Origin of the sequence: Bacillus sp. NEB1478 (genome assembly GCF_031582965.1) — a bacterium.
GTDB lineage: Bacteria > Bacillota > Bacilli > Bacillales > Fictibacillaceae > Fictibacillus.
The window spans coordinates 3765779-3791626 of the sequence record NZ_CP134049.1 but is presented as its reverse complement, the minus strand read 5'-3'; the positions used below and the strand labels follow the sequence as shown (position 1 = coordinate 3791626).

The 25848-nt window shown below is 42.0% G+C and carries 42 protein-coding genes; all 42 read left to right on the top strand.

Annotated elements, in window-relative coordinates; all coding sequences use genetic code 11:
• Window positions 1–39: 39 nt before the first annotated feature.
• The 42 genes from rpsG (at window position 40) to cwlD (ending at window position 25842) form a co-directional block, all read left to right on the top strand.
• Complete coding sequence (gene rpsG / locus RGB74_RS19370; protein ID WP_310262335.1) at window positions 40–510, top strand: 30S ribosomal protein S7; 471 nt, start codon at window positions 40–42, stop codon at window positions 508–510.
• Window positions 511–583: 73 nt separating this feature from the next.
• Window positions 584–2662 carry an elongation factor G gene (fusA, locus tag RGB74_RS19365; protein ID WP_310760852.1) on the top strand — a complete coding sequence of 693 codons (2079 nt, stop codon included), beginning with the start codon at window positions 584–586 and terminating at the stop codon, window positions 2660–2662.
• 114 nt (window positions 2663–2776) lie between these two features.
• A complete protein-coding gene (gene tuf / locus RGB74_RS19360; protein WP_310760851.1) occupies window positions 2777–3967 on the top strand; it encodes an elongation factor Tu in 1191 nt (396 codons plus the stop codon).
• Window positions 3968–4692: 725 nt separating this feature from the next.
• Entirely contained in the window at window positions 4693–5001 is a 309-nt protein-coding gene (rpsJ, locus tag RGB74_RS19355) for a 30S ribosomal protein S10 (protein WP_053356198.1), read from the top strand.
• Between the two features lie 49 nt (window positions 5002–5050).
• Window positions 5051–5689 (top strand): 50S ribosomal protein L3, encoded by a 639-nt coding sequence (gene rplC, locus RGB74_RS19350; protein WP_310760850.1) that lies wholly within the window; start codon window positions 5051–5053, stop codon window positions 5687–5689.
• 17 nt (window positions 5690–5706) lie between these two features.
• A complete protein-coding gene (rplD, locus tag RGB74_RS19345; RefSeq protein WP_310262324.1) occupies window positions 5707–6330 on the top strand; it encodes a 50S ribosomal protein L4 in 624 nt (207 codons plus the stop codon).
• On the top strand, window positions 6330–6617 hold the full coding sequence (gene rplW, locus RGB74_RS19340; protein WP_310262320.1) for a 50S ribosomal protein L23: 288 nt from the start codon (window positions 6330–6332) through the stop codon (window positions 6615–6617). Before rplD ends, rplW begins: the two co-directional genes overlap by 1 nt.
• Before the next feature lie 28 nt (window positions 6618–6645).
• Complete coding sequence (gene rplB, locus RGB74_RS19335; RefSeq protein ID WP_310262317.1) at window positions 6646–7476, top strand: 50S ribosomal protein L2; 831 nt, start codon at window positions 6646–6648, stop codon at window positions 7474–7476.
• 56 nt (window positions 7477–7532) lie between these two features.
• Complete coding sequence (gene rpsS, locus RGB74_RS19330) at window positions 7533–7811, top strand: 30S ribosomal protein S19 (protein ID WP_310262315.1); 279 nt, start codon at window positions 7533–7535, stop codon at window positions 7809–7811.
• A 19-nt stretch (window positions 7812–7830) separates the two neighbouring features.
• Window positions 7831–8172, top strand: a complete 342-nt coding sequence (rplV, locus tag RGB74_RS19325; protein WP_066237948.1) for a 50S ribosomal protein L22 — start codon at window positions 7831–7833, stop codon at window positions 8170–8172.
• Between the two features lie 3 nt (window positions 8173–8175).
• The gene (rpsC, locus tag RGB74_RS19320; protein ID WP_310760849.1) at window positions 8176–8835 is read left to right on the top strand and encodes a 30S ribosomal protein S3; all 660 of its coding nucleotides are present in this window, start codon (window positions 8176–8178) and stop codon (window positions 8833–8835) included.
• Between the two features lie 2 nt (window positions 8836–8837).
• On the top strand, window positions 8838–9272 hold the full coding sequence (gene rplP / locus RGB74_RS19315) for a 50S ribosomal protein L16 (protein WP_066237943.1): 435 nt from the start codon (window positions 8838–8840) through the stop codon (window positions 9270–9272).
• Window positions 9262–9465 carry a 50S ribosomal protein L29 gene (gene rpmC / locus RGB74_RS19310; RefSeq protein WP_066237940.1) on the top strand — a complete coding sequence of 68 codons (204 nt, stop codon included), beginning with the start codon at window positions 9262–9264 and terminating at the stop codon, window positions 9463–9465. Before rplP ends, rpmC begins: the two co-directional genes overlap by 11 nt.
• A 22-nt stretch (window positions 9466–9487) precedes the next feature.
• Window positions 9488–9751 (top strand): 30S ribosomal protein S17, encoded by a 264-nt coding sequence (gene rpsQ, locus RGB74_RS19305; protein WP_310262307.1) that lies wholly within the window; start codon window positions 9488–9490, stop codon window positions 9749–9751.
• 45 nt (window positions 9752–9796) lie between these two features.
• Window positions 9797–10165 carry a 50S ribosomal protein L14 gene (rplN, locus tag RGB74_RS19300; protein WP_310262304.1) on the top strand — a complete coding sequence of 123 codons (369 nt, stop codon included), beginning with the start codon at window positions 9797–9799 and terminating at the stop codon, window positions 10163–10165.
• Between the two features lie 57 nt (window positions 10166–10222).
• Window positions 10223–10534, top strand: coding sequence for a 50S ribosomal protein L24 (rplX, locus tag RGB74_RS19295; protein WP_310262425.1), 312 nt, complete (start codon window positions 10223–10225; stop codon window positions 10532–10534).
• A 26-nt stretch (window positions 10535–10560) separates the two neighbouring features.
• Complete coding sequence (rplE, locus tag RGB74_RS19290) at window positions 10561–11100, top strand: 50S ribosomal protein L5 (RefSeq protein WP_310262302.1); 540 nt, start codon at window positions 10561–10563, stop codon at window positions 11098–11100.
• A gap of 24 nt (window positions 11101–11124) precedes the next feature.
• On the top strand, window positions 11125–11310 hold the full coding sequence (gene rpsN / locus RGB74_RS19285; protein WP_008356542.1) for a 30S ribosomal protein S14: 186 nt from the start codon (window positions 11125–11127) through the stop codon (window positions 11308–11310).
• A 32-nt stretch (window positions 11311–11342) separates the two neighbouring features.
• Window positions 11343–11741: a 30S ribosomal protein S8 gene (rpsH, locus tag RGB74_RS19280; protein ID WP_310262299.1), complete on the top strand. Its 399-nt coding sequence runs from the start codon at window positions 11343–11345 to the stop codon at window positions 11739–11741.
• A 29-nt stretch (window positions 11742–11770) separates the two neighbouring features.
• Window positions 11771–12310, top strand: coding sequence for a 50S ribosomal protein L6 (rplF, locus tag RGB74_RS19275; RefSeq protein WP_310760848.1), 540 nt, complete (start codon window positions 11771–11773; stop codon window positions 12308–12310).
• A 34-nt stretch (window positions 12311–12344) separates the two neighbouring features.
• Window positions 12345–12707, top strand: coding sequence for a 50S ribosomal protein L18 (gene rplR / locus RGB74_RS19270; RefSeq protein WP_310262294.1), 363 nt, complete (start codon window positions 12345–12347; stop codon window positions 12705–12707).
• 14 nt (window positions 12708–12721) lie between these two features.
• Entirely contained in the window at window positions 12722–13222 is a 501-nt protein-coding gene (rpsE, locus tag RGB74_RS19265; protein ID WP_310762931.1) for a 30S ribosomal protein S5, read from the top strand.
• 13 nt (window positions 13223–13235) lie between these two features.
• The gene (rpmD, locus tag RGB74_RS19260) at window positions 13236–13424 is read left to right on the top strand and encodes a 50S ribosomal protein L30 (RefSeq protein ID WP_066285557.1); all 189 of its coding nucleotides are present in this window, start codon (window positions 13236–13238) and stop codon (window positions 13422–13424) included.
• A 31-nt stretch (window positions 13425–13455) separates the two neighbouring features.
• Complete coding sequence (gene rplO, locus RGB74_RS19255) at window positions 13456–13896, top strand: 50S ribosomal protein L15 (protein WP_310760847.1); 441 nt, start codon at window positions 13456–13458, stop codon at window positions 13894–13896.
• Complete coding sequence (gene secY / locus RGB74_RS19250) at window positions 13896–15197, top strand: preprotein translocase subunit SecY (protein ID WP_310760846.1); 1302 nt, start codon at window positions 13896–13898, stop codon at window positions 15195–15197. The genes rplO and secY overlap by 1 nt, the downstream gene beginning before the upstream one ends.
• Before the next feature lie 70 nt (window positions 15198–15267).
• A complete protein-coding gene (locus tag RGB74_RS19245; protein WP_310760845.1) occupies window positions 15268–15921 on the top strand; it encodes an adenylate kinase in 654 nt (217 codons plus the stop codon).
• Window positions 15918–16664 (top strand): type I methionyl aminopeptidase, encoded by a 747-nt coding sequence (map, locus tag RGB74_RS19240; protein ID WP_310760844.1) that lies wholly within the window; start codon window positions 15918–15920, stop codon window positions 16662–16664. The genes RGB74_RS19245 and map overlap by 4 nt, the downstream gene beginning before the upstream one ends.
• A gap of 17 nt (window positions 16665–16681) precedes the next feature.
• The gene (locus RGB74_RS19235; RefSeq protein ID WP_310760843.1) at window positions 16682–17002 is read left to right on the top strand and encodes a KOW motif-containing protein; all 321 of its coding nucleotides are present in this window, start codon (window positions 16682–16684) and stop codon (window positions 17000–17002) included.
• Window positions 16995–17213: a translation initiation factor IF-1 gene (gene infA / locus RGB74_RS19230; protein WP_066237890.1), complete on the top strand. Its 219-nt coding sequence runs from the start codon at window positions 16995–16997 to the stop codon at window positions 17211–17213. Before RGB74_RS19235 ends, infA begins: the two co-directional genes overlap by 8 nt.
• 35 nt (window positions 17214–17248) lie before the next feature.
• Window positions 17249–17362: a 50S ribosomal protein L36 gene (rpmJ, locus tag RGB74_RS19225; protein WP_007203526.1), complete on the top strand. Its 114-nt coding sequence runs from the start codon at window positions 17249–17251 to the stop codon at window positions 17360–17362.
• An 18-nt stretch (window positions 17363–17380) separates the two neighbouring features.
• Window positions 17381–17746, top strand: a complete 366-nt coding sequence (rpsM, locus tag RGB74_RS19220; protein WP_310262262.1) for a 30S ribosomal protein S13 — start codon at window positions 17381–17383, stop codon at window positions 17744–17746.
• A gap of 20 nt (window positions 17747–17766) precedes the next feature.
• Complete coding sequence (gene rpsK, locus RGB74_RS19215) at window positions 17767–18162, top strand: 30S ribosomal protein S11 (RefSeq protein ID WP_310262260.1); 396 nt, start codon at window positions 17767–17769, stop codon at window positions 18160–18162.
• A 143-nt stretch (window positions 18163–18305) separates the two neighbouring features.
• Window positions 18306–19250 (top strand): DNA-directed RNA polymerase subunit alpha, encoded by a 945-nt coding sequence (locus tag RGB74_RS19210; RefSeq protein ID WP_310760842.1) that lies wholly within the window; start codon window positions 18306–18308, stop codon window positions 19248–19250.
• A gap of 58 nt (window positions 19251–19308) precedes the next feature.
• Entirely contained in the window at window positions 19309–19671 is a 363-nt protein-coding gene (gene rplQ, locus RGB74_RS19205; RefSeq protein WP_310760841.1) for a 50S ribosomal protein L17, read from the top strand.
• Between the two features lie 549 nt (window positions 19672–20220).
• A complete protein-coding gene (locus RGB74_RS19200) occupies window positions 20221–21054 on the top strand; it encodes an energy-coupling factor ABC transporter ATP-binding protein (RefSeq protein WP_310760840.1) in 834 nt (277 codons plus the stop codon).
• Window positions 21039–21905, top strand: coding sequence for an energy-coupling factor ABC transporter ATP-binding protein (locus tag RGB74_RS19195; RefSeq protein ID WP_310760839.1), 867 nt, complete (start codon window positions 21039–21041; stop codon window positions 21903–21905). Before RGB74_RS19200 ends, RGB74_RS19195 begins: the two co-directional genes overlap by 16 nt.
• A gap of 1 nt (window position 21906) precedes the next feature.
• The gene (locus RGB74_RS19190) at window positions 21907–22704 is read left to right on the top strand and encodes an energy-coupling factor transporter transmembrane component T family protein (RefSeq protein WP_310760838.1); all 798 of its coding nucleotides are present in this window, start codon (window positions 21907–21909) and stop codon (window positions 22702–22704) included.
• 14 nt (window positions 22705–22718) lie between these two features.
• Window positions 22719–23459 (top strand): tRNA pseudouridine(38-40) synthase TruA, encoded by a 741-nt coding sequence (gene truA / locus RGB74_RS19185; RefSeq protein WP_310760837.1) that lies wholly within the window; start codon window positions 22719–22721, stop codon window positions 23457–23459.
• A gap of 162 nt (window positions 23460–23621) precedes the next feature.
• Window positions 23622–24059 (top strand): 50S ribosomal protein L13, encoded by a 438-nt coding sequence (rplM, locus tag RGB74_RS19180; protein ID WP_066237860.1) that lies wholly within the window; start codon window positions 23622–23624, stop codon window positions 24057–24059.
• Between the two features lie 18 nt (window positions 24060–24077).
• Window positions 24078–24470: a 30S ribosomal protein S9 gene (gene rpsI, locus RGB74_RS19175; RefSeq protein WP_310262238.1), complete on the top strand. Its 393-nt coding sequence runs from the start codon at window positions 24078–24080 to the stop codon at window positions 24468–24470.
• Window positions 24471–24624: 154 nt separating this feature from the next.
• On the top strand, window positions 24625–25065 hold the full coding sequence (locus RGB74_RS19170; RefSeq protein WP_310760836.1) for a DUF2521 family protein: 441 nt from the start codon (window positions 24625–24627) through the stop codon (window positions 25063–25065).
• A 63-nt stretch (window positions 25066–25128) separates the two neighbouring features.
• A complete protein-coding gene (gene cwlD, locus RGB74_RS19165) occupies window positions 25129–25842 on the top strand; it encodes an N-acetylmuramoyl-L-alanine amidase CwlD (protein ID WP_310760835.1) in 714 nt (237 codons plus the stop codon).
• The last annotated feature ends 6 nt before the right edge of the window (window positions 25843–25848 follow it).

Here is a 25848-nt window from a genome sequence, read left to right as displayed (position 1 = left end):
TTTTAAATAAAAAATAATGATCTGAAAGGAGGGGACCACATGCCACGTAAAGGACCTGTTACTCGTCGTGATGTGTTACCTGATCCAATTTACAAGTCTAAGCTTGTTACTCGTCTAATCAACAAAATTATGATTGACGGTAAGAGAGGGGTAGCTCAAACAATCTTGTACAATGCGTTCGACCTTGTTAAAGAACGTACAAACCAAGATCCTATGGAAGTGTTTGAACAAGCTCTTAAAAACATCATGCCAGTTCTAGAAGTACGTGCACGTCGTGTTGGTGGTGCTAACTACCAAGTACCTGTAGAAGTTCGCCCAGAGCGTCGTTCTACATTAGGACTTCGTTGGTTAACAAACTATGCTAGACTTCGCGGAGAAAAGACAATGGAAGAACGTCTTGCGAACGAAATCATGGATGCTGCTAACAACACAGGAGCTTCTGTTAAGAAGCGTGAAGATATGCACAAAATGGCTGAAGCAAACAAAGCGTTTGCTCACTACCGCTGGTAAAATAATAGAGACAGTTATAATGACTGTCTCTAAAAACTATAAATATTCCTTTTAATAGGAAGGAGAGAATTTCATGGCTAGAGAATTCTCCTTAAAAAATACTCGTAATATCGGTATCATGGCTCACATCGATGCTGGTAAAACAACGACTACTGAACGTGTACTATATTACACTGGCCGTATCCACAAAATTGGTGAAACTCATGAAGGAGCTTCACAAATGGACTGGATGGAGCAGGAACAAGAGCGCGGAATCACAATTACTTCCGCTGCTACAACTGCTCAATGGAAAGGTCACCGTGTCAATATCATTGATACACCAGGACACGTAGACTTTACAGTTGAAGTAGAACGTTCGTTACGTGTATTAGACGGAGCGGTTGCTTTACTTGATGCACAATCAGGTGTTGAACCACAAACAGAAACAGTATGGCGTCAAGCGACTACTTACGGAGTTCCCCGTGTAGTATTCGTAAACAAAATGGACAAGATTGGTGCAGACTTCTTATATTCTGTAAAAACCATTCATGACCGCCTTGGTGCTAACGCACATCCGATCCAATTGCCGATCGGTGCTGAAGACCAATTTGAAGCAATCATCGACTTAGTTGAGATGAAAGCTGTATTCTACGGTAACGATCTTGGTACTGATATCGAAGTTCGTGACATTCCGGAAGAACACATGCCTTTAGCTGAAGAATACCGTGGTAAATTAGTTGAAGCGGTAGCTGAACTTGACGAAGAAATGATGATGAAGTACTTAGAGGGCGAAGAGATTACAAAGGAAGAACTTAAAGCAGGAATCCGTCAAGGTACTTGTAACGTTGAGTTCTACCCAGTAACTTGTGGATCAGCATTTAAGAACAAAGGTGTTCAGCTAATGCTAGACGCTGTTCTTGATTACCTTCCATCGCCAGTTGATGTACCTGCTATCAAAGGTACTCTGCCGGATTCAGAAGATGAAGTAACTCGTGAATCAAGTGACGAAGCACCATTCTCTGCACTTGCATTTAAAGTTATGACTGACCCTTATGTTGGTAAGTTAACATTCTTCCGTGTGTACTCAGGTACATTAAATTCTGGTTCATACGTACAGAACTCTACTAAAGGAAAGCGCGAGCGTGTTGGACGTATCCTTCAAATGCACGCAAACTCCCGTGAAGAGATTTCTATCGTATACGCTGGAGATATCGCAGCTGCTGTAGGTCTTAAAGACACTACAACTGGTGATACACTTTGTGACGAGAAGAACCTTGTTATCTTGGAATCAATGGTGTTCCCAGAGCCGGTTATCTCACTATCTATCGAGCCTAAGTCTAAAGCAGACCAAGACAAGATGGGTATGGCGCTTGCTAAGCTTGCTGAAGAAGATCCAACATTCCGTACTGAAACAAACGAAGAAACTGGACAAACGATCATCGCAGGTATGGGTGAACTACACCTTGATATCCTAGTTGACCGTATGCGTCGCGAATTCAAGGTAGAAGCTAACGTGGGTGCTCCTCAGGTTGCTTACCGTGAAACAATTCGCCAAGCTGCTAAAGTTGAAGGTAAATTCGTTCGTCAGTCTGGTGGTCGTGGACAATACGGTCACGTTTGGATCGAATTCGAGCCGGGTGAAGAAGGATCTGGATTCGTATTTGAAAACAAAATTGTTGGTGGATCAGTTCCTCGTGAATATATCCCAGCTGTACAAAATGGTATTGAAGAATCAATGAAAAACGGTATGCTTGCTGGTTTCCCATTATTGGACCTTAAAGCTCGTATCGTTGACGGTTCATACCATGATGTTGACTCCAACGAAATGGCGTTTAAAATTGCCGGATCAATGGCTCTCAAAAACGCAAAAGCAAAGTGTGACCCTGCAATTCTTGAACCGATCATGAAAGTTGAAGTTACGGTTCCTGAAGAGTACATGGGTGATATCATGGGTGACGTAACTTCTCGTCGTGGACGTGTTGAAGGTATGGAAGCTCGTGGTAATGCACAAATCGTTAAAGCGATGGTTCCACTTTCTGAGATGTTCGGATATGCAACTAGCTTGCGTTCTCGTACACAAGGCCGCGGTACTTACTCAATGCACTTCGATCACTACGAAGAAGTACCTAAGTCAATCTCTGAAGAAATCATCAAGAAAGCAACTGGAGCTTAATCTCTCCGGTTGTAAGAAGTAAACTTTTCATGTAATCTAAAATAGGCAGTAATATCTGTCTGTTTTAAATAAAAAACTACTATATGTAACCATATTTAAGGAGGAATCTTTCTCATGGGTAAAGAGAAATTTGATCGTTCCAAAACGCATGCTAACATTGGTACTATTGGTCACGTTGACCATGGTAAAACAACTTTAACAGCTGCTATCTCTACTGTTCTTGCAAAGAAAAACGGTAAAGGTGTAGCTATGGCTTATGACCAAATCGACGGTGCTCCAGAAGAGCGCGAACGTGGAATCACGATCTCAACTGCACACGTTGAGTATGAAACTGATTCTCGTCACTATGCACACGTAGACTGCCCAGGACATGCTGACTATGTTAAAAACATGATCACTGGTGCAGCACAAATGGATGGTGGGATCCTAGTAGTATCTGCTGCTGACGGCCCAATGCCACAAACTCGTGAGCACATCCTTCTTTCTCGTCAAGTAGGTGTACCTTACCTTGTTGTATTCATGAACAAATGTGACATGGTAGATGACGAAGAACTTCTTGAGCTAGTAGAAATGGAAGTTCGTGACCTTCTTTCTGATTATGACTTCCCTGGTGATGACATTCCAGTTATCAAAGGTTCTGCTCTTAAAGCTCTTGAAGGAGACGCTGAGTGGGAAGCTAAAATTCTTGAATTAATGGATGCAGTTGACTCTTATATCCCAACTCCTCCACGTGACGTTGATAAGCCATTCATGATGCCAGTTGAGGATGTATTCTCAATCACTGGCCGTGGTACAGTTGCTACTGGACGTGTTGAGCGTGGACAAGTTAAAGTTGGTGACGTAGTCGAGATCCTTGGTCTTACTGAAGAGCCAAAATCAACTACTGTAACAGGTGTTGAAATGTTCCGTAAGCTTCTTGATTATGCTGAAGCTGGTGACAACATTGGTGCACTTCTTCGTGGGGTTTCCCGTGACGATGTTGAGCGTGGACAAGTTCTTGCTAAGCCAGGTACTGTTAAAGCTCACACTAATTTCACATCAGAAGTTTATGTTCTTTCAAAAGAAGAAGGTGGACGTCACACTCCATTCTTCTCTAACTACCGTCCTCAGTTCTACTTCCGTACAACTGACGTAACTGGTATCATTCAACTTCCTGAAGGCGTTGAAATGGTAATGCCTGGTGATAACGTTGAGATGACTATTGAACTAATCGCTCCAATCGCAATCGAAGAAGGAACTAAGTTCTCTATTCGTGAAGGTGGACGTACAGTTGGTGCAGGTGTAGTTGCAACAATCACTAAGTAATCTTATTACTCTTTAATAGAAAAGCATCCTCCATTGGAGGGTGCTTTTTTGTGTATGTAAAGATGTAAAAGCGCTGCTGCGGTTTGTCGAGTTTTGTCAGTCCGGGAGTATATCGTGATAACTCGGTGGATTAGTGGGAAAGTTCGGTGGATTATGGCTAAGATCCGGTGGATTATGCTTAAAACTCGGTGAATTATCTCACTTTAGTGTTCGAGAACGGCTGGTTGTTGCCCGCATCTTGATTAATCTTGGGAATACAAGTGATATTCTCGCAGAAAATTTGTATAAATCACGAAAACGTCCTCTACTCACACGAAACTTTCCATATATACTTGCGAAAAACAAAGTCCGACAATCTGCACCTCGATCTCACATTCTATAGAGCTGTTATAATATCGAATAACGACATGCATTATGTTATGAAATCCCATTAAAACTTACCGGGATCACTACACATTTTTAAACCTGTAATTTGAACAAAATTCCTGTTGAAATCACCACTATAAGTCTCTATAATAGAAAAAGTGCGATTGAGCAATAAAAATGCAAATAAAACTTGCATTAGGCGTTGAATATCTCTATAATGAGTAATGTTGGTCATTCACTGCGATGATCCGGAAGGTTGCTGACACACTAGGCCCCTTTGCCATGGCTGGTGATATCAGGTTAAATTTCCGCGGAGCAATGTCTGTTTATCAAAATAGGCGAATAAAGGAGGGAAAAAAATGGCAAAGCAAAAGATTCGTATCCGTTTAAAGGCGTATGATCACAGAATTCTGGATCAATCAGCTGAAAAAATCGTAGAAACTGCTAAGCGTTCAGGAGCAAAGGTATCTGGTCCAATCCCACTACCTACTGAGAAAGCTATTTACACAATCCTACGTGCGGTTCATAAGTACAAGGATTCTCGTGAGCAGTTCGAAATGCGTACACACAAGCGCTTGATCGATATCATCGAGCCAACACCACAAACTGTTGATTCATTAATGCGTTTGGATCTGCCGTCTGGTGTAGACATCGAAATTAAACTATAATTTCATGATTGCTTTATATAATTTTACTTATTAATAGGAGGTGTGACGAATGACCAAAGGAATCTTAGGTAAGAAAATTGGTATGACTCAAGTTTTCGCTGAAAACGGTGATTTAATTCCAGTTACTGTAGTAGAAGTAACTCCTAACGTTGTTCTTCAAAAGAAATCCGCAGAGAACGATGGCTACGAAGCTATCCAACTTGGATTTGACGATAGAAAAGAATCCCGTACTAACAAGCCGCAAACAGGTCATGCAGCAAAAGCTAGCACTAGCCCTAAGCGCTACGTTAAAGAATTCCGTAATGTTGATGTTGCGGGATACGAAGTTGGTCAGGAAGTCAAGGTTGATATTTTTGCAGAAGGTGAAGCTGTAGACGTTACTGGAACATCTAAAGGAAAAGGTTTCCAAGGTGTTATCAAACGTCACGGACAATCACGTGGACCAATGAGTCACGGATCCCGTTATCACCGTCGTCCTGGTTCAATGGGTGCAGTTGACCCTAACCGTGTTTTCAAAGGGAAAGCATTGCCTGGACGTACTGGTGGAGATACAGTAACTGTACAAAACCTTGAAGTTGTTAGGGTTGATACAGAACGTAATCTTCTATTGATCAAAGGTAACGTACCTGGAGCGAAAAAGAGCTACGTTACAATTAACTCTGCTGTTAAAGCAAAGGATGCTAAATAAGGAAGGAGGACAATCTGATGCCAAAAGTAGCATTATTTAAACAAGATGGTACTCAAGCTGGCGATATCGAATTAAACGAATCCGTTTTCGGTATTGAACCAAATAAAAGCGTGCTTTTTGACGCTGTTATTATGCAGCAAGCATCACAGCGCCAAGGAACGCACGATGTAAAGAATCGTTCTGAAGTTGCTGGTGGTGGACGCAAGCCCTGGAAACAGAAAGGTACTGGACGTGCTCGTCAAGGATCTATCCGTTCTCCACAATGGGTTGGCGGTGGAGTGGTTTTCGGACCAACACCAAGAAGCTATTCATACAAACTTCCTAAGAAGGTTCGCCGTTTAGCTATTAAATCAGCGCTATCTTCTAAGGTTATTGATAACGATTTAATCGTTTTAGAAGCACTTGCTTTTGATGCGCCTAAAACAAAGGACATGATGCAAGTACTTTCAAATCTATCCGCAGATCGCAAAGCACTAGTTGTTACAGCAGACTACAATGACTATGTTGCGTTATCTGCTCGAAACATCCCTGGCGTAACAGTAGTTACGGCAAACGGCGTTAGTGTTCTTGACGTGTTAAACCACGACAAGCTTCTTATGACTAAAGACGCTGTGGAAAAAGTAGGGGAGGTGCTCGCATAATGGAAGCTCGTGATGTGATTAAGCGCCCCGTTATTACAGAGCGTTCAACTGAAATAATGGCTGACAAAAAATATACATTCGAAGTTGATACTCGTGCTACTAAGACTCAAATCAAAGGCGCACTAGAAGAAATCTTCGGTGTTAAAATTCAATCTGTAAACACTGCTACTTACAAAGGTAAGTTCAAACGTGTTGGTCGTCATACTGGTTATACGTCTAAGCGTAAAAAAGCAGTTGTAACATTAACTCCAGAAAGCAAAGAACTCGACTTTTTTGAGGGAGTTTAAAAAGAACTCGTAAAGGAGGGAAATTACGATGGGTATTAAAAAGTTTAAACCGACAACAAACGGTCGTCGTGGAATGTCTCAGCTTGACTTTGCTGAAATCACAACTGACCAGCCAGAAAAATCCTTGCTTGCTCCTGTTACCAGAAAAGGTGGACGTAACAACCAAGGTAAACTAACTGTTCGTCACCAAGGTGGTGGACACAAGCGTAAGTATCGTATCATCGATTTCAAACGTAACAAAGATGGAATACCAGGTCGCGTTGCTACAATCGAATACGATCCAAACCGTACTGCTAACATCGCTCTTATCCACTATGCAGATGGTGAGAAGCGTTACATCTTAGCTCCTAAAGGAATTAAAGTAGGACAAGAAATCTTGTCTGGTACTACAGCTGATATCAAAGTAGGTAACTCACTTCCATTAGCTAACATTCCTGTAGGTACTACAATTCACAACATCGAACTTAAGCCTGGTAAAGGTGGACAGCTAGCTCGTTCAGCTGGTGCTGAAGCTCAACTTCTTGGAAAAGAAGAGAGATACGCTCTAGTTCGTCTAGGTTCTGGTGAAGTTCGTATGATCCTTCTTACTTGCCGTGCAACAATCGGTCAAGTTGGTAACTTGGAACACGAACTAGTAAACGTTGGTAAAGCAGGTCGTTCTCGTTGGAAGGGTATCCGCCCAACAGTTCGTGGTTCTGTAATGAACCCTAACGATCACCCGCACGGTGGTGGTGAAGGCCGCGCTCCAATCGGACGTAAATCGCCAATGTCTCCATGGGGTAAACCTACTCTTGGTTACAAAACGCGTAAGAAGAATAGCCAAACTGACAAGTACATTGTACGTCGTCGCAAAAAATAATGTGATTGTCCTACGGTTCAATCGAGCCGTAGCGCAAACACAAAGGAGGTTCTCAAATGAGTCGCAGTTTGAAAAAAGGGCCTTTTGTAGATGACCACTTGATGAAAAAGGTCGAGGCGCTTAATGAATCTAACGACAAGAAAGTTGTTAAAACTTGGTCTCGTCGTTCTACGATTTTCCCTGACTTCATCGGTCACACAATCGCTGTTTATGATGGTCGTAAGCATGTGCCAGTATACTGTACAGAAGATATGGTCGGACACAAGTTGGGTGAATTTGCACCAACTCGTACGTACAAAGGCCATGCAGCTGATGATAAGAAAACTAGACGTTAATTGAGGGGAGGTACACAAAATGGAAGCAAAAGCAATTGCTAAACAAGTGCGTATTGCTCCTCGTAAAGCTCGCATCGTAATCGACTTGATTCGAGGTAAGCAAGTAGGTGAAGCACTTGCGATTCTACGTTTGACGCCTAAAGCAGCTTCTCCTGTTATTGAAAAGGTGCTTAAGTCTGCTATTGCAAACGCAGAACACAACTATGAAATGGAACCGAACAACTTAGTGATCAAGCAAGCGTTCGTTGATGAAGGTATTACTCTTAAAAGATTCCGTCCACGTGCGATGGGTCGAGCAAGCCGTATCAACAAACGTACTAGCCACATCACAATCGTTGTTTCTGAAAAGAAGGAGGGTTAAGACGTGGGTCAAAAAGTAAATCCAATAGGTCTACGTATTGGCGTCATCCGTGACTGGGATTCAAAGTGGTACGCTGAAAAGGATTACGCTAATCTTTTACACGAAGACCTTAAAGTCCGTTCATATATTGAAAAGCGTCTAAAAGACGCAGCAGTTTCCGGTATCGAGATCGAACGTGCCGCTAACCGTGTTAATATCACAATCAAAACTGCTAAGCCAGGAATGGTTATCGGTAAAGGTGGATCTGAAGTCGAAGCACTTCGTAAAGCTCTTAACGATATCACTGGTAAAAGAGTTCATGTTAACATCTTTGAAATCAAACAAGCAGACGTTGATGCTAAGCTAGTTGCTGAAAACATCGCTCGTCAACTTGAAAATCGTGTATCTTTCCGTCGTGCAATGAAGCAGGCGATCCAACGTGCTATGCGTGCTGGAGCGAAAGGTATCAAAACACAAGTGTCAGGCCGTCTTGGCGGAGCTGATATCGCTCGTGGTGAACATTATAGTGAAGGAACTGTTCCTCTTCACACACTTCGTGCAGACATCGATTACGGTACTGCAGAAGCAGACACAACTTACGGTAAGCTTGGTGTAAAAATCTGGATTTATCGTGGTGAGGTCCTTCCAACAAGAGGAACGAAAAAAGAGGAAGGAGGCAAATAATTATGTTATTGCCAAAACGTGTTAAATATCGTCGTGAACACCGCGGTAAAATGCGTGGTAACGCGAAAGGCGGAACGGAAGTTCATTTCGGAGAATTCGGATTGCAAGCTCTTGAAGCTTCATGGATTACTAACCGTCAGATTGAAGCAGCTCGTATTGCGATGACTCGTTATATGAAGCGTGGCGGTAAAGTATGGATTAAAATTTTCCCGTCTAAGCCTTACACTGCAAAGCCTCTAGAAGTCCGAATGGGATCTGGTAAAGGTGCTCCTGAAGGATGGGTAGCAGTAGTTAAGCCAGGAAAAGTTATGTTTGAAATCGCTGGTGTCTCTGAAGAAGTGGCACGCGAAGCGTTGCGTCTTGCAGCACACAAACTTCCTGTAAAATGTAAGTTTGTTAAACGCGAAGAAGTGGGTGGTGACACAAATGAAGGCTAATGATATTCGTAACCTGACCACTGCTGAAGTTGAACAAAAAGCAAAAGCACTTAAAGAAGAGCTTTTTAACCTTCGTTTCCAACTTGCAACAGGTCAATTAGAAAACCCGGCCCGCATTCGTGAAGTTCGTAAAGCAATTGCCCGTGCAAAAACGGTTTTACGTGAAAGAGAGCTTGGGATTACTAACGGTTAATTCTTGAGAGGAGGTTCGCACAATGAGTGAACGTAACCAGCGCAAAGTGTACACTGGTCGTGTTGTTTCTGACAAGATGGACAAAACGATTACAGTACTTGTAGAAACTTACAAGACACATTCTTTATACAGTAAGCGCGTTAAATACTCTAAAAAGTTAAAAGCGCATGATGAAAACAACACTGCTAAGATCGGTGATATCGTAAAAATTATGGAAACGCGTCCGCTTTCCAAAGACAAGCGATTCCGTCTATTGTCAGTAGTTGAAGAAGCAGTAATTATTTAATAAATTGTTCGGATTATATATATATCCGAAAGGAGGTCCATTCGCATGATTCAACAAGAATCCCGTTTAAGAGTTGCTGATAACTCTGGTGCAAAAGAAGTGCTTTGCATTAAAGTTCTTGGTGGTTCTGGACGTAAGTATGCTAACATCGGTGACATTATCGTTTGTACTGTTAAGTCTGCAACACCAGGCGGCGTTGTTAAGAAAGGTGACGTAGTTAAAGCGGTAGTGGTACGTACTAAGCGTGGAATGCGTCGTAATGACGGATCTTACATCCGCTTTGATGAGAACGCGGCTGTAATCGTTAAAGACGACAAAGGTCCTCGAGGAACTCGTATCTTCGGACCAGTAGCCCGTGAACTTCGTGACAAGCAATTTATGAAAATCGTTTCTCTTGCTCCAGAAGTTCTTTAATATATTTACTAGCAAGGCGTTTATTGTCTTGTAAGGAGGTGCAACATCACAATGCCATTGCATGTGAAAAAAGGCGATAAAGTTCAGGTAATTTCCGGCAAGGATAAAGGCAAACAAGGTGTGATCCTTGAAGCGTATCCGAAGCAAAACCGAGTGCTTGTAGAAGGCGTGAACGTTGTTAAAAAACACGCTAAACCTTCTCAGGCTAATCCGCAAGGCGGAATTCTTAGCCAAGAAGCACCGATTCATGCTTCTAACGTAATGCCTCTTGACCCTAAAACTGGTGCTCCTACTCGTGTAGGTTACAAAACAGTTGATGGAACAAAAGTTCGTGTGGCCAAAAAATCTGGTGAAACCCTAGATAAATAAGTCTCATAGTGAAAGGAGGACACATAATGAACCGTCTACAAGAGAGATATAAAGCAGAGATCATGCCATCTCTAATGGAGAAGTTTGAATATACTTCTGTAATGCAAGTACCTAAGATTGAAAAAATCGTAATTAACATGGGTGTAGGTGAAGCTGTTTCTAACTCTAAAGTTTTGGATACTGCTGTTGAAGAACTTACTGCAATTGCTGGTCAAAAGCCTGTAATTACTCGTGCTAAGAAATCTATCGCTGGTTTCAAACTTCGTGAAGGTATGCCGATCGGATCAAAAGTTACACTTCGCGGAGAGCGCATGTATGACTTCCTTGATAAGTTAATCAGCGTATCCCTTCCACGTGTTCGTGACTTCCGCGGGGTTTCTAAGAAATCTTTCGATGGTCGCGGTAACTACACACTTGGTGTAAAAGAACAATTGATCTTCCCTGAGATCGATTACGATAAAGTAAACAAAGTTCGCGGAATGGACATCGTTATTGTAACGACTGCGAACACTGACGAGGAAGCTCGCGAGCTATTAACTCAAGTCGGAATGCCATTCCAAAAATAACCTTTAGCCAAAGGAGGTCTACCCGTGGCAAAGAAATCTATGATTGCTAAGCAACAACGCAAGCAAAAGTTCAAAGTGCAAGAATATACGCGCTGTGAACGTTGTGGGCGTCCTCATTCAGTAATCCGCAAGTTCAAACTCTGCCGTATTTGTTTCAGAGAACTTGCTTACAAAGGTCAAATTCCTGGCGTTAAAAAAGCCAGCTGGTAAAACCCTGAAAAAAGGGAAGGAGGTAACTAGTAATGGTTATGACAGATCCAATTGCAGACATGCTAACTCGTATCCGCAACGCTAACACTGTTCGTCACGATAAGTTGGAGCTTCCTGCTTCTAACGCAAAGAAAGAAATTGCTGAAATCCTTAAGCGTGAAGGCTTTGTACGTGATGTGGAATATGTAGAAGACAGCAAACAAGGAATGATTCGTATCTTCCTTAAATACGGTTCTAACAACGAACGCGTAATCTCAGGTCTTAAGCGTATTAGTAAGCCTGGTCTACGTGTATATGCAAAATCTACTGAACTGCCACGTGTACTTGGCGGACTTGGAATTGCTATCGTATCAACTTCAAAAGGTTTAATGACTGATAAAGAAGCTCGCCAATCAAAAATGGGCGGCGAAGTTCTAGCATACGTTTGGTAAGGTAATAAAAAGCGAATGGAGGTGTCAACATGTCTCGCGTAGGAAACAAACTGATTGAAGTTCCAAGCGGCGTTACGATCAATGTTGCTTCTGACAACACTGTATCTGTAAAAGGCCCTAAAGGTGAACTTTCGCGCAAATTTAATGCTGACATTAAAATCAATCTACAAGATAACCAAATTACAGTGGAACGCCCGAGCGACCACAAAGAGCACCGTGCACTACACGGTACTACTCGCAGCGTATTAAACAACATGGTAATTGGTGTAACAAACGGATATGAAAGAGCTCTTGACATCATTGGTGTTGGTTACCGTGCATCTAAAGCTGGTAACAAGCTTGTACTTAACGTTGGTTACTCCCACCCTGTTGAAATCGTTCCTGAACAAGGAATCGACATCGAAGTACCTTCAAACACAAAGGTAATCGTTAAGGGTATTGACAAGCAACGTGTTGGAGAAGTTGCTGCAAACATCCGTTCAGTTCGTGCACCAGAGCCTTACAAAGGTAAAGGTATTCGTTACGAAGGTGAATTCGTACGCCGTAAAGAAGGTAAAACAGGTAAATAAAGCCGTTAGTTAAAAACGGAAAGGAGTGCAAAGGATGATCACGAAAGCCGATAAGAATGTCGCTCGTAAGAAAAGACATGCTCGTGTTCGCCGCGTTGTAAGCGGAACAGCACAACGTCCTCGTTTGAACGTATTCCGTTCTACAAAGCACATTTACGCTCAATTGATCGATGATCAAAATGGTGTAACGATTGTATCTGCATCTTCACTTGATAAAGGTGTAAATGTAGAAAACGGTGGAAACGTAGATGCTGCTAAAGCGATTGGTGAAGAAATCGCAAAGCGTGCAGTTGAAAAAGGAATCAAAGCGGTAGTATTTGACCGTGGCGGTTATTTATACCATGGACGTGTTAAAGCATTAGCAGACGCAGCTCGTGAAGCTGGGTTAGAATTTTAATCGAAGGAGGGAACCTGATGCGTATCGACCCTAACAAACTTGAACTTGAAGAACGCGTCGTTACGGTTAACCGTGTAGCTAAGGTAGTAAAAGGTGGACGTCGTTTCCGCTTTGCTGCAGTGGTTGTCGTAGGTGACAAAAATGGTCACGTTGGATTCGGTACTGGTAAAGCCCAAGAGGTGCCAGAAGCGATCCGTAAGGCGATTGAAGATGCTAAGAAGAACTTAATTTCTGTGCCAATCGTAAAAACAACAATTCCTCACCAAATCGTTGGTCGTTTTGGAGCAGGTAACGTACTTCTTAAGCCAGCTTCTGAAGGTACGGGAGTTATTGCTGGTGGACCTGTACGTGCTGTATTGGAGCTTGCTGGTGTAGGTGACATTCTTTCTAAGTCACTTGGATCTAACAACCCAATCAACATGGTTCGTGCAACACTAGAAGGATTGAAAAATTTAAAGCGTGCTGAAGACGTTGCGAAACTTCGTGGCAAATCAGTATCTGAGCTTTTAGGTTAAGGAGGGAAATTAGATGGCTAAGAAATTAGAAATCACCCTCACTCGCAGTGTTATCGGCCGTCCGGAAAACCAACGTGTAGTTGTTAAAACTCTTGGTTTACGCAAAATGCACCAGACAGTTGTACACGAAGATAACGCGGCTATCCGCGGTATGGTTAACAAGGTATCTCACCTTTTAACAGTGAAAGAATTAGAAGCTTAATAAGATAAATAAACCATGAGGAGGTGCTCACATGAAACTTCATGAGTTGAAGCCATCAGAAGGATCCCGTAAAGTTCGCAACCGTGTAGGTCGCGGTATTGGATCTGGAAATGGTAAAACAAGTGGCCGTGGTCATAAAGGTCAAAACTCTCGTTCAGGCGGTGGAGTAAGACCAGGATTTGAGGGTGGACAAAACCCATTAGCGCGTCGTTTACCGAAACGCGGGTTCACAAACCCTACTCGTAAAGTGTATGCGGTTGTTAACCTTGAGAAGCTTGCACGTTTCGAAGAAGGAACAGAGGTAACTCCAGAACTTCTTCTTGAAACAGGCGTAGTAAGCAAACTTAATGACGGAATTAAAGTTTTAGGTAATGGCAAGTTGGAAGTTAAGCTTACAGTTAAGGCGCATAAATTCTCTGTTTCTGCTAAAGAAGCAATTGAAGCAGCGGGCGGAAAAACTGAGGTGATCTAATGATCCAGTCAATCTCCAACATTTTTCGTGTGGGTGATCTGAGAAACAAGATATTGTTTACACTTGCAATGCTGGTGGTGTTCCGTCTTGGAACATTCATCCCGGTACCTGGTGTGAACCGCGATGTTTTACAATTTAGTTCGGGCAACAGTGCTAACATATTTGGTTTTCTAAATACGTTTGGCGGTGGAGCGTTGAAAAACTTCTCCATTTTCGCTATGGGTATCATGCCGTACATTACAGCATCGATCATCGTGCAGCTTTTGCAGATGGACGTTGTTCCTAAATTTACGGAGTGGAGTAAGCAAGGTGAGGTTGGGCGAAAGAAATTAGCTCAATTCACACGCTATGGAACGATCGTTCTTGGTTTTATCCAAGCAATCGGTATGTCTATCGGTTTTAACAATCTATTTCCAGGACTTATACAAGACCCTAGCATTACAACGTATCTATTTATCGCGTTAGTTTTAACTGCAGGTACTGCATTTTTAATGTGGTTAGGTGAACAGATTACCCTAAAAGGAATTGGAAACGGAATTTCAGTTCTGATTTTTGCGGGGATTGCCGCTGCTATTCCTACAGCAGTTAATCAGCTTTTCACAACGCAATTCAAAGGTGGAAGCGATCAGATGTTTATGCACATCGTTACGATTGCCCTGCTTGCGATAGCGATTGTACTCATCATAATGGGTGTTATTTTTATTCAACAAGGTGTTCGGAAAATCCCGATTCAGTATGCAAAACGTGTCGTTGGAACAAAGCCTGTTGGAGGCCAGTCAACACATTTACCGATTAAAGTTAATGCGGCAGGTGTAATACCGGTTATCTTCGCGATTTCTTTGCTTATTACACCGAGAACTGTTGCAGGATTCTTTGGTCAGAATAATGTAACGACATGGATTATCAACACGTTTGACTACACGAAACCAGTCGGAATGATTATATATGCGCTCCTAATTATCGGGTTCTCGTATTTCTATACGTTTATCCAGGTAAATCCGGAGCAAATGGCGGAAAACTTGAAAAAGCAGGGTGGATACATTCCTGGTATTCGTCCAGGAGCTAACACTCAAACTTATATAACAAGAATTCTGTATCGATTAACGTTTGTTGGATCACTATTCCTTGCTGCAATTGCAGTACTTCCAGTTGTCTTTACAGCAATTCCAGGTTTGAATCTTCCGCCAGCCATTCAAATTGGTGGAACAAGCTTGCTGATTGTTGTAGGTGTGGCATTAGACACCATGAAGCAAATTGAGAGTCAGCTGATTAAGCGACACTACAAAGGCTTCATTAAATAGGAGCATGGGAAGATCATTCTTCCCGGCCATCTATTTAAAAAAAGATGATTGTGATTTATGGAGGGATTAGATGTATCTAGTCTTAATGGGTTTACCCGGCGCAGGTAAGGGTACTCAAGCAGAAAGAATTGTTGAGAAATACGGAATTCCGCATATTTCTACCGGAGATATGTTCCGGGCTGCAATTAAAGAGGAAACTCCTCTAGGACTTGAGGCAAAATCGTACATGGATGCGGGTAACCTCGTTCCAGACGAAGTTACAATCGGTATCGTACGTGACCGACTTTCTAAAGCTGACTGTGAAAAAGGATTTTTACTAGATGGTTTCCCACGGACAGTAGCCCAAGCGGAAGCACTGGAAGAGATCACAAATGAGCTAGGCCGAAAAATTGACTATGTACTAAACATTTCAGTGGATTCGGATAAACTTATGCAGCGCTTAACAGGTCGTCGGATTTGCCAAACATGCGGAAGCACGTATCATGTAATATTCAACCCGCCAAAGGTTGAAGGAGTATGTGATAAAGACGGCGGTACGCTTATCCAACGTCAAGATGATAATGAAGAGACCGTTCGAAACCGTTTGGATGTGAACATGAAGCAGGCAAAACCATTGCTTGATTTTTATGGTGATAAAGGTTACCTGAAAAACATTATTGGTGATCAGGATATCGACAAAGTCTTTCAAGACATTGACCAACTTATTGGGGGATTGGCGAAATGATTATCTGCAAAACGCCGCGCGAGATTGAACTTATGCGGGAAGCAGGTCGCATCGTTGCCTTAACTCATCAAGAGTTAAAAAAACACATAAAACCTGGCATAACAACAAAGGAACTGGACAAAATTGCTGATAAGTTTATCCGCAGCCATGGTGCAATTCCTTCATTTAAAAACTATAATGGTTTTAGCGGGAGCATCTGTGCTTCTGTGAATGAAGAGCTTGTACATGGAATACCAGGTAAACGCGTACTAAACCATGGCGACATTATCTCTATAGATATTGGGGCGAAGTACAACGGTTACCACGGTGATTCCGCTTGGACGTACGGAGTTGGAGAGATATCTGATGAATCTCAAAAACTTCTGGATGTAACCGAAGAGTCTTTGTATAAAGGACTTGAAAAAGCAAAGGCCGGTGCCCGATTAACCGATATTTCTCATGAAATACAAAAGTATGCTGAGGGAGAAGGATTTTCAGTTGTCCGTGAGTATGTAGGACACGGAATAGGCCAGGACTTACATGAGGACCCGCAAATTCCTCATTACGGACCGCCCGGAAAAGGGCCGGTTTTGAAAAAGGGTATGGTTTTAGCAATAGAACCAATGATTAACGCGGGAACTCGCTATGTTCGAACATTATCCGATAACTGGACGGTTGTCACAACGGATGGCAAATGGTGTGCTCACTTTGAACATACGGTTGTCATTACGGAGGAAGGCTTTGAAATCTTAACAAAGATCTAAGTGAAGGTGATGAAATGGTGAGCGAATCTGATTCGGTACCGAACTTAGGACAAATGGTTCGGATACTTAAAGGAAGAGACGCAGATCGGTTAGGTGTTATAGTCGGTATTCTAGATGAACGTTTTGTTCTAGTTGCGGATGGCGACAAGCGTAAATACGATCGCGCCAAACGTAAGAACCTGAACCACTTAGAGCTGCTTGATTTTATTTCTCCGGAAGTTGTAAAAAACATTCTTGAAACAGGTCGTGTTACCAACGGCAAATTACGTTATGCAGTAGCGAAGTTTTCCGACGAGAAAGTCATTGCTCTGAAGAAGGGAGATCAAGTCGATGGCTAAAGATGATGTTATCGAGGTAGAAGGTACGGTTATCGAGCCTTTACCGAACGCCATGTTTCGTGTTGAACTAGAAAACGGACACAAAGTTCTAGCGCACGTTTCTGGAAAGATTCGTATGCACTACATTCGAATTCTGCCAGGAGATAAAGTAACCGTAGAATTGTCTCCGTATGATTTATCACGTGGTCGTATAACGTATCGTTTTAAATAAATCTATATACTCCGCGACATAAGGAGGTTAAAAAAATGAAGGTAAGACCATCAGTCAAACCAATATGTGAAAAATGTAAAGTGATTCGCCGCAGAGGCACTGTAATGGTGATCTGTGAAAATCCGAAACATAAACAAAAACAAGGTTAATTACAGGGAGGTGCAATTATGGCACGTGTTGCAGGTGTAGATATTCCTCGCGATAAGCGAGTAGTAATCTCTTTAACTTATATCTTCGGAATCGGGAAAACAAAAGCACAGCAAATTCTTGCTGAAGCTGGTGTTTCAGAGGAAACTCGCGTTCGCGATTTAACTGAAGAAGAATTAAACAAGATCCGCGAAGTCATCGATGGACACAAAGTTGAAGGTGACCTTCGTCGTGAAGTGTCTCTTAACATTAAGCGTCTAATCGAGATCGGAGCATATCGTGGTGTTCGTCATCGTCGTGGATTACCAGTACGTGGTCAAAACACGAAGAACAACTCTCGTACTCGTAAAGGACCTCGTCGTACAGTAGCGAATAAGAAAAAGTAAGAAAAGGAGGTAAACTCTAAATGGCAAAAGCACGTAAGACTAATACACGTAAGCGTCGTGTCAAAAAGAATATTGAAGTCGGCGTAGCACATATCCGTTCAACATTTAATAACACGATCGTAACAATTACAGACACGCACGGGAACGCAATTTCTTGGGCGACTGCTGGTCACATGGGATTTAAAGGATCTCGTAAGTCTACTCCATTCGCAGCACAAATGGCTGCTGAAACAGCTGGTAAAACAGCGATGGAAAATGGTATGAAGACGTTGGAAGTATCCGTTAAAGGACCTGGAGCTGGACGTGAAGCAGCAATCCGTGCCCTTCAAGCGGTAGGCTTAGAAGTAACAGCTATTCGTGATGTTACTCCTGTACCACACAACGGTTGCCGTCCGCCAAAACGTCGTCGCGTATAATCATATACACGGTATATAATTCCATAACTTGTCTATAATGGTTATGTAGAAATAGTTTTGGTAAGATAAGTCGGAATGCCTATGGGGAATTTCGGCTGGAATGATCCAGCCGAAATTCGACGTTTGAAGGAGGGTTCAGTTGAATGATCGAAATCGAAAAGCCAAGAATTGAGACGGTTGAAATCAGCGACGATGCCACATACGGAAAGTTTGTTGTTGAACCACTTGAACGTGGATACGGGACTACACTAGGCAACTCCTTGCGTCGTATCTTGTTGTCCTCACTACCTGGTGCAGCAGTTACATCTATTCAGATTAATGGCGTATTGCATGAGTTCTCAACAGTTGAAGGTGTAGTTGAAGATGTTACTACTATTATCTTAAACTTGAAAAAGCTTGCAATGAAGATTTACTCTGATGAAGAAAAGACACTTGAAATTGATATTCAAGGTGATGGTGTCGTAACAGCTGGAGACATTACACATGACAGTGATGTTGAAATCCTTAACCCGGATCTTCACATCGCAACACTAGCAAAAGGTGCTCATTTCCAAATGAAGCTTTTCGCAAAACGTGGTCGTGGTTATGTTCAGGCAGAAGGCAATAAACGCGATGATATGCCTATTGGTGTTATTCCTGTTGATTCAATTTACACGCCAATTTCACGTGTGAATTATCAAGTTGAAAACACTCGTGTAGGACAAGTAACAAACTATGACAAGCTAACGCTTGATGTATGGACAGATGGGAGCATTCGTCCAGAGGAAGCAGTTTCTCTTGGTGCGAAGATCATTAGCGAACATTTAAATATTTTTGTTGGCTTAACAGATCAAGCTCAGAACGCTGAGATTATGGTAGAAAAAGAAGAAGACCAAAAAGAAAAAGTTCTTGAAATGACTATTGAAGAGCTTGATCTTTCTGTTCGTTCTTATAACTGCCTAAAGCGTGCTGGAATAAATACAGTTCAAGAACTTGCGAATAAGTCTGAAGAGGACATGATGAAAGTACGCAACCTTGGAAAGAAGTCTCTTGAAGAAGTTCAAGAGAAACTTGACGAGCTAGGTCTTTCATTACGCGCTGACGATTAATTCGTAAAACGCGCTTTTTCAAGACTAGAGAGAAACGCGCAGAGGAGGGAATACAAGCATGGGATACCAAAAGTTAGGTCGTGTATCTGCGGTTCGTAAAGCAATGCTTCGTGATTTAGCTACTGATTTAATTATCAACGAGCGTATTGAAACTACAGAAGCACGTGCAAAAGAAGTACGTAAATTTGCTGAAAAAATGATTACGCTTGGTAAGCGTGGAGACCTTCATGCTCGCCGTCAAGCAGCATCATTCCTTCGTAATGAAGTTGCTGACGTTGAGTCTGGACAAAGATCTCTTCAAAAGCTTTTCAGTGATCTTGCACCTCGCTATGCAGAGCGTAACGGTGGTTACACTCGCATCGCAAAAATCGGCCCTCGCCGTGGTGATGGTGCACCAATGGTTATCATTGAATTAGTTTAATAAACCGATTAAAGGGCGGGATCAAGTCTTCAATGACAATCTTGCCCTTTTTTATTTGAAGAATTTATATTAGAGATTATTCATTGTTGTTATTTCGTAGTAGTTGATTTCCTCTCCAGGATGCTCGCTTTCCGCGGGGCGTGCGGTGAGCCTCTGTGGAAGATCCCGTAGGACAAGGAACGCTTCGGCAGCTTTACATCGCACGAAGAAAATGTGAAGTTCATTTTCGAGGAGTCTCGCACCTTGCGCTCCAATCAACTTGTCAACGAAGGGTTAAAAACGATTCGAAACAACAATCCTTTAGAAAAAAGCCTTTATAAAAGCTCTGCAATACATCATTGTTAATTGTAAAGGAAATCTGCGACACTCCTGCGGAAAAACGGGCTGCCGAGACCCCGCAGAGAGGAACGAGCGAGGAGGCTTGGCTGTTCGTCCGCGGAAAGGGAGTGGATTTCCATTCTTCAATTGAAAAATCAACGCTAAACGTATGAGCTTTTATAACAAACTAGCAGAGAATAGCTAGAGCAGCAGCTAAGAGGAGGATGTTACATGGAAAACATCATTTCAGTTAAAGATGTGACCTTTTTATATCCAGGAGAAGAGAATACCACACTGAAAAATGTCAGTTTGGATGTTAATCAAGGAGAATGGCTTTCAATTGTTGGGCATAATGGTTCCGGCAAGTCTACGCTGGCTAAACTACTCAACGGGTTGTTATTGCCCAATGAAGGGGCCGTTATCGTTTCAGGCAAGTACTCAACAATGAGCTACGATGATATATGGGAAGTCCGCAGACAAGTAGGAATGGTTTTTCAAAATCCTGATAACCAGTTCGTTGGGACAAGCGTTCAAGATGATATCGCATTCGGACTTGAGAATTTTGGTGTTCCGCGTGAAGAGATGATTAAGCGTATTGATGAGAGTGTGCATAGAGTCGGAATGGAAGCTTTTTTAAATCAGGAACCTCACCAGTTATCCGGTGGTCAGAAGCAAAGGGTTGCTATAGCGGGTATATTGGCGCAAAAACCTTCTGTCATCATTCTGGATGAAGCTACATCTATGCTGGATCCAATAGGAAGAATAGAAGTGATGCAAACCGTTCGGGAACTGAATGAAAAAGAAGGAATTACCGTTATCTCTATTACTCATGATTTAGAGGAAGCGTTAAGTGCAGACAGAGTAGTCGTAATGAAAATGGGTGAAAAAGCAGCTGAAGGTAAGCCTGAAGATATTTTTCAGCAAAGAAAATTATTAGTGTCAGCCGGTCTGGATTTACCGTTTTCACTAAAGTTAAGTGAAGCTCTTCTCCAAGAAGGTGTAGAACTGGATAAAAGTTATTTGACGCAGGAAGAGCTGGTGAATGCAATATGGAAATTAGCATAAAACAACTTCAGCATCTATATATGCAAGGAACACCGTTTGAAAGACGTGCTCTTCAAGATGTTACACTCCATATAGCTGACGGTACGTTCTTCGCCCTGATCGGACATACCGGTTCTGGTAAATCTACATTGATCCAGCATCTGAACGGCCTTTTGAAACCATCATCAGGTTCTGTCCAATTAGGTGAGACGTTAATTAAGGCAGGCGGAAAAAAGCAAAACTTAAAACCTCTTAGAAGGAAAGCCGGTATTGTTTTTCAATATCCGGAACATCAGCTGTTCGAAGAGACGGTGGAAAAGGATATCATGTTCGGACCGCGGAATTTCGGCGTTTCAGAAGCGGAAGCGAAAAACACAGCATCAAATGTTATCGAAATGGTGGGATTGCCGCAAACGGTATTAAGTAAATCACCATTCGACCTCAGCGGAGGACAAATGCGGAGAGTAGCAATTGCTGGTGTATTAGCTATGAATCCTGAAGTCTTAATTCTTGATGAACCTACTGCAGGATTGGATCCAGCTGGCCGCGTGGAAATTATGGAGTTGTTTTACCGGCTCCATCAAACAAACAAATTAACGACGGTTCTCGTAACACACAGTATGGAAGATGCGTCCAAATACGCTGATGAAATTGCTGTTATGCACAAAGGTGAACTTTACCTGCATGGCAATCCTAGTGAAATCTTCAGCCAGAGAGAAGCACTGCAAAGAGTCGGTCTGGATGTACCGGAAACAGTTCAATTTTTAGTGAAATGGAATGAATTATCAGGTCAAAACCTCTCTCTAAATGAGTTTACAATCGAGGAACTGGCTAAGCGCATAAGTGAAACCCTGAAGAAGAGGGGGAATTGAAATGCTGCAAAACATTATTATCGGTCAATATTACCCTGCGGAATCCCCTCTGCACAAGATGGATTCCCGTTCGAAACTGACCGCAGCTTTTGTGTACCTGTTCATCGTTTTTTTGGCGAATAACTGGCTGACTTATGGATTGCTGGCTGTTTTTACGATCTTTACGATAACGGCTTCTAAAGTCCCTATGCGATTCCTGTATAAAGGGCTGAAGCCGATTTTGATTCTGGTCGTTTTTACGATGCTGCTGCATATTTTTTTAACAAAAGAAGGCGATTTGTTATACAAGACTGGATGGCTTGAAATCTATTCAGGCGGAATTAAGCAAGGTGTTTTTATTGCGATGAGGCTTTTATTGCTCGTAATGATGACATCACTGTTAACGCTGACAACAACGCCAATTGATATAACAGATGGTCTCGAGAATTTACTTGGTCCATTAAAAAAGTGGAAACTTCCTGTTCATGAATTTGCTTTGATGATGTCGATTTCACTTCGTTTCATTCCTACACTGCTGCAGGAAACTGAGAAAATCATGAAGGCACAGATGGCAAGGGGAGCCGATTTCACAACAGGTTCACTAAAAGAAAGAGCGAAAGCGTTCGTTCCATTGCTTGTTCCTTTGTTTGTATCTTCCTTTAAACGTGCAGAAGAACTGGCGCTTGCAATGGAAGCGCGCGGTTATCGCGGGGGTGAAGGAAGAACAAGGCTGAGAGCGCTCGAATGGAATAAAAGGGATACAATTGCTTTATTGCTGCTAGCCCTTTTGACAACCTTCCTCATTTTATTACGCAGTTAAAAAGGAGAATGGAAATGGCTCGTATGAAAGTAACGGTAGCATATGACGGTACAGACTTTGCCGGCTACCAGATACAGCCTATCGGAAGAACGGTGCAAGGCTCCGTTCAAGCGGTACTAAAAAAGATACACAAAGGAGAATTTGTCCCAACTTCAGCTTCAGGCAGAACTGATGCAGGAGTACATGCCATTGGACAAGTTATTCATTTTGATACAGATATGGATATACCTGCTTCTGGATGGCAAAGAGGTTTAAATGCCATGCTTCCAAAGGATATTCAAGTGAGAGACGTTGAGGAAGTAGACGAGACGTTTCATGCCCGTTTTTCATCCGTAAGCAAAGAATATCATTACAAGCTGCTTACAGGTCATCAGCCAGATATCTTTAGAAGAAATCACGCCTTTTATTTTCCATATCGATTAAATAGGGATGATATTAGAATGGGATGCGAACAATTTTTAGGTACTCATGATTTCACTTCGTTTTCATCTGTAAAAACACATGTAACGGATAAAGTGAGAACGATCTATGAATTATCATTGATTGAAGATGGTGATGACCTGACCTTTATAATTAAAGGAAGCGGCTTTTTATACAACATGGTGAGAATCATTGTAGGTACTCTGCTGGATGTGGGACAAGGAAGAAAAAGACCAGAAGATATAACAACAATCATTCAGCGCAAAGATAGAGCATTTGCAAGCAAAACAGCACCTGCTCATGGCCTTTATTTGCATCAAGTGAATTACGAGTAGAAAACCGAATAAATATTAGGATACACTTGACATCGTTGTTTATATATTATAAGATATTATTTGGTATTTCTAAAGATATCGTCCACATGCCCCGGAGATATTTTGGGAAATGTTCACATTGAATATAATTGAATTTGATTGAAGATACAGGAGGGAAAACACATGCGTACGACTTTCATGGCGAAAGCTTCTGAAGTAGAACGTAAATGGTTTGTGATCGACGCTGAAGGCAAGACTCTAGGACGTCTTTCTAGTGAAGTTGCTTCTATCCTTCGCGGTAAGCATAAGCCTATTTATACACCACACGTTGACACTGGTGATCACGTGATCATCATCAACGCGGAAAAGATCGAATTAACAGGTAAGAAATTAACAGACAAAATTTATTACCGCCACACGGGTCACCCAGGTGGACTTCGTACGAGAACTGCATTAGAAATGCGTACAACTCGTCCGGTCCAAATGCTTGAGCTAGCAATCAAAGGTATGCTTCCTAAGAACAGCCTTGGTCGCCAAATGTTCAAAAAGCTTCACGTTTATGCTGGAGCTGAGCACAATAACCAAGCACAAAAACCTGAGAACTACGAATTACGCGGTTAATTAAAGGAGGGTATTTACGTGGCACAAGTACAATATTATGGCACTGGACGTCGTAAGCACTCCGTTGCACGTGTACGATTAGTTCCTGGTGAAGGCCGTATCGTTATCAACGGACGTGACATAGACGAATTTTTCGGATTAGAAACATTAAAGCTTATCGTTAAGCAACCACTTAACACAACAGAAACTAACGGCAAATATGACGTATTAGTAACTGTTCACGGTGGTGGATACACTGGACAAGCGGGAGCTATCCGTCACGGGATTTCTCGTGCGCTTCTTGAAGCAGATCCTGAGTACCGCGGATCACTTAAAGCAGCTGGATTCCTTACTCGTGACGCTCGTATGAAAGAGCGTAAGAAGTACGGACTTAAAGGCGCTCGTCGTGCACCTCAGTTCTCAAAACGTTAATCTTTCAAAAACCTGTTCTCCATTTGGAGAGCGGGTTTTTTTGTGCCATCTTTTCCCTTACCATCTTTTATGCAGTGTCGATAAGCCGTTATCTGCAGAACATAAACGTATGGAATAAAAATGCGTTACCAACACGCAAGAAGGGGAGAAAGTCGTGGCTATCGTTTTAAACAATTTCAGAGAAAAACAACGTTTTAAAAAAGAAAATTTTGAACGAAAAGTTCTACGGGACTTATCATTGCCTAACATAAAAAAAGAATTCCAACGGTTATTTCAACCGTTCTTTGAATACTCATTGCTTTACCAAAATGATATCGAGGATGCTTGTATTGATATGGCGATTGACGCTTATCTGCTTGGAGCGGGTTATAGCCGATTTGCTTATCACGGAGAGACATTGGAAAAAATTAAAGACCGTTCATATGATAAACAAAAAGCACTTGCCGACGGCTTATTTGAATATTGGCAATTTTGGTGCTGGGGAACTGAGATGATGATGGAATCACTTCATCTTTGCTGTGAAGCTTATATCCATGTTTGGTGGATGGAAGGCTATCGAAATGGTGAAAAACGCTACAGAATGAAACTTCATTAAGTTATAAATTTCTTCTTGTCCCATATACATAGTGATATATGGCTTGTATAGGGGGACAAAAACATGAAGAAATGGGTGAAGTGGGCATCACTTGCGCTAGGGTGTGCAGTACTGATTTTTATTTTCACCTATCATTTTTTAGATAATGATTCTTGGCGATCTTGGAACCTGCCGTTATCCGGAAAAATCATCGTAATCGATCCAGGTCATGGGGGTGCTGATGGAGGCGCCGTTGGTGACGGTGAAGTACTTGAAAAAGAAATTGCATTGAATATCTCCATGATGCTTCGTGATTATTTACAGGAAGCTGGAGCATTCGTAATTATGACACGAGAATCAGATAAGGACTTAGCTGAAAAAGGTACGAAAAAATTAAGACATCGCAAGTATGAAGACTTGAAAGCACGCAAAAAAATCATAAACAATAATGATGCGGACTTATTTATCAGTATTCATTTAAATTCACTGCCATCCTCCAGATGGAGAGGGGCGCAAGTTTTTTACCACCCTGGAAGAGAAGAAGGGGAAGGGGTATCTAAATTTATCCAAGATGAAATAAAAAGAAATCTTGAAAACACAAACCGTCTGGCAAAGTCGATTGAAGGGCTATATTTACTGAGGACAGCTGAAATACCCGGTGCATTAGTTGAAGTCGGCTTCTTATCAAATCCTAGTGAGCGCGAATTGCTAAAAACAAAATCGTATCAAAGGAAAGTAGCAGCTTCTATTTATCAAGGAATGCTCAGATATTATACAAATGAAACTCCTCCTGAATGAGGAGTT

What these genes read in the sequence shown, in the direction of transcription:
- rpsQ (WP_310262307.1), top strand. Translation starts at nt 9,488, where the DNA reads ATGAGTGAACGTAACCAGCGCAAAGTGTACACTGGTCGTGTTGTTTCT.
- rplB (WP_310262317.1), top strand. Translation starts at nt 6,646, where the DNA reads ATGGGTATTAAAAAGTTTAAACCGACAACAAACGGTCGTCGTGGAATG.
- rpsM (WP_310262262.1), top strand. Translation starts at nt 17,381, where the DNA reads ATGGCACGTGTTGCAGGTGTAGATATTCCTCGCGATAAGCGAGTAGTA.
- secY (WP_310760846.1), top strand. Translation starts at nt 13,896, where the DNA reads ATGATCCAGTCAATCTCCAACATTTTTCGTGTGGGTGATCTGAGAAAC.
- tuf (WP_310760851.1), top strand. Translation starts at nt 2,777, where the DNA reads ATGGGTAAAGAGAAATTTGATCGTTCCAAAACGCATGCTAACATTGGT.
- infA (WP_066237890.1), top strand. Translation starts at nt 16,995, where the DNA reads ATGGCTAAAGATGATGTTATCGAGGTAGAAGGTACGGTTATCGAGCCT.
- rplW (WP_310262320.1), top strand. Translation starts at nt 6,330, where the DNA reads ATGGAAGCTCGTGATGTGATTAAGCGCCCCGTTATTACAGAGCGTTCA.
- rpmC (WP_066237940.1), top strand. Translation starts at nt 9,262, where the DNA reads ATGAAGGCTAATGATATTCGTAACCTGACCACTGCTGAAGTTGAACAA.
- rplQ (WP_310760841.1), top strand. Translation starts at nt 19,309, where the DNA reads ATGGGATACCAAAAGTTAGGTCGTGTATCTGCGGTTCGTAAAGCAATG.
- rpsH (WP_310262299.1), top strand. Translation starts at nt 11,343, where the DNA reads ATGGTTATGACAGATCCAATTGCAGACATGCTAACTCGTATCCGCAAC.
- rplV (WP_066237948.1), top strand. Translation starts at nt 7,831, where the DNA reads ATGGAAGCAAAAGCAATTGCTAAACAAGTGCGTATTGCTCCTCGTAAA.
- rplE (WP_310262302.1), top strand. Translation starts at nt 10,561, where the DNA reads ATGAACCGTCTACAAGAGAGATATAAAGCAGAGATCATGCCATCTCTA.
- RGB74_RS19195 (WP_310760839.1), top strand. Translation starts at nt 21,039, where the DNA reads ATGGAAATTAGCATAAAACAACTTCAGCATCTATATATGCAAGGAACA.
- RGB74_RS19245 (WP_310760845.1), top strand. Translation starts at nt 15,268, where the DNA reads ATGTATCTAGTCTTAATGGGTTTACCCGGCGCAGGTAAGGGTACTCAA.
- truA (WP_310760837.1), top strand. Translation starts at nt 22,719, where the DNA reads ATGGCTCGTATGAAAGTAACGGTAGCATATGACGGTACAGACTTTGCC.
- cwlD (WP_310760835.1), top strand. Translation starts at nt 25,129, where the DNA reads ATGAAGAAATGGGTGAAGTGGGCATCACTTGCGCTAGGGTGTGCAGTA.
- rpsS (WP_310262315.1), top strand. Translation starts at nt 7,533, where the DNA reads ATGAGTCGCAGTTTGAAAAAAGGGCCTTTTGTAGATGACCACTTGATG.
- rplP (WP_066237943.1), top strand. Translation starts at nt 8,838, where the DNA reads ATGTTATTGCCAAAACGTGTTAAATATCGTCGTGAACACCGCGGTAAA.
- rpmJ (WP_007203526.1), top strand. Translation starts at nt 17,249, where the DNA reads ATGAAGGTAAGACCATCAGTCAAACCAATATGTGAAAAATGTAAAGTG.
- rpmD (WP_066285557.1), top strand. Translation starts at nt 13,236, where the DNA reads ATGGCTAAGAAATTAGAAATCACCCTCACTCGCAGTGTTATCGGCCGT.
- rplD (WP_310262324.1), top strand. Translation starts at nt 5,707, where the DNA reads ATGCCAAAAGTAGCATTATTTAAACAAGATGGTACTCAAGCTGGCGAT.
- rplM (WP_066237860.1), top strand. Translation starts at nt 23,622, where the DNA reads ATGCGTACGACTTTCATGGCGAAAGCTTCTGAAGTAGAACGTAAATGG.
- rpsK (WP_310262260.1), top strand. Translation starts at nt 17,767, where the DNA reads ATGGCAAAAGCACGTAAGACTAATACACGTAAGCGTCGTGTCAAAAAG.
- RGB74_RS19200 (WP_310760840.1), top strand. Translation starts at nt 20,221, where the DNA reads ATGGAAAACATCATTTCAGTTAAAGATGTGACCTTTTTATATCCAGGA.
- rplR (WP_310262294.1), top strand. Translation starts at nt 12,345, where the DNA reads ATGATCACGAAAGCCGATAAGAATGTCGCTCGTAAGAAAAGACATGCT.
- rplF (WP_310760848.1), top strand. Translation starts at nt 11,771, where the DNA reads ATGTCTCGCGTAGGAAACAAACTGATTGAAGTTCCAAGCGGCGTTACG.
- rplC (WP_310760850.1), top strand. Translation starts at nt 5,051, where the DNA reads ATGACCAAAGGAATCTTAGGTAAGAAAATTGGTATGACTCAAGTTTTC.
- rplN (WP_310262304.1), top strand. Translation starts at nt 9,797, where the DNA reads ATGATTCAACAAGAATCCCGTTTAAGAGTTGCTGATAACTCTGGTGCA.
- map (WP_310760844.1), top strand. Translation starts at nt 15,918, where the DNA reads ATGATTATCTGCAAAACGCCGCGCGAGATTGAACTTATGCGGGAAGCA.
- RGB74_RS19210 (WP_310760842.1), top strand. Translation starts at nt 18,306, where the DNA reads ATGATCGAAATCGAAAAGCCAAGAATTGAGACGGTTGAAATCAGCGAC.
- RGB74_RS19190 (WP_310760838.1), top strand. Translation starts at nt 21,907, where the DNA reads ATGCTGCAAAACATTATTATCGGTCAATATTACCCTGCGGAATCCCCT.
- rpsG (WP_310262335.1), top strand. Translation starts at nt 40, where the DNA reads ATGCCACGTAAAGGACCTGTTACTCGTCGTGATGTGTTACCTGATCCA.
- rplO (WP_310760847.1), top strand. Translation starts at nt 13,456, where the DNA reads ATGAAACTTCATGAGTTGAAGCCATCAGAAGGATCCCGTAAAGTTCGC.
- fusA (WP_310760852.1), top strand. Translation starts at nt 584, where the DNA reads ATGGCTAGAGAATTCTCCTTAAAAAATACTCGTAATATCGGTATCATG.
- rpsJ (WP_053356198.1), top strand. Translation starts at nt 4,693, where the DNA reads ATGGCAAAGCAAAAGATTCGTATCCGTTTAAAGGCGTATGATCACAGA.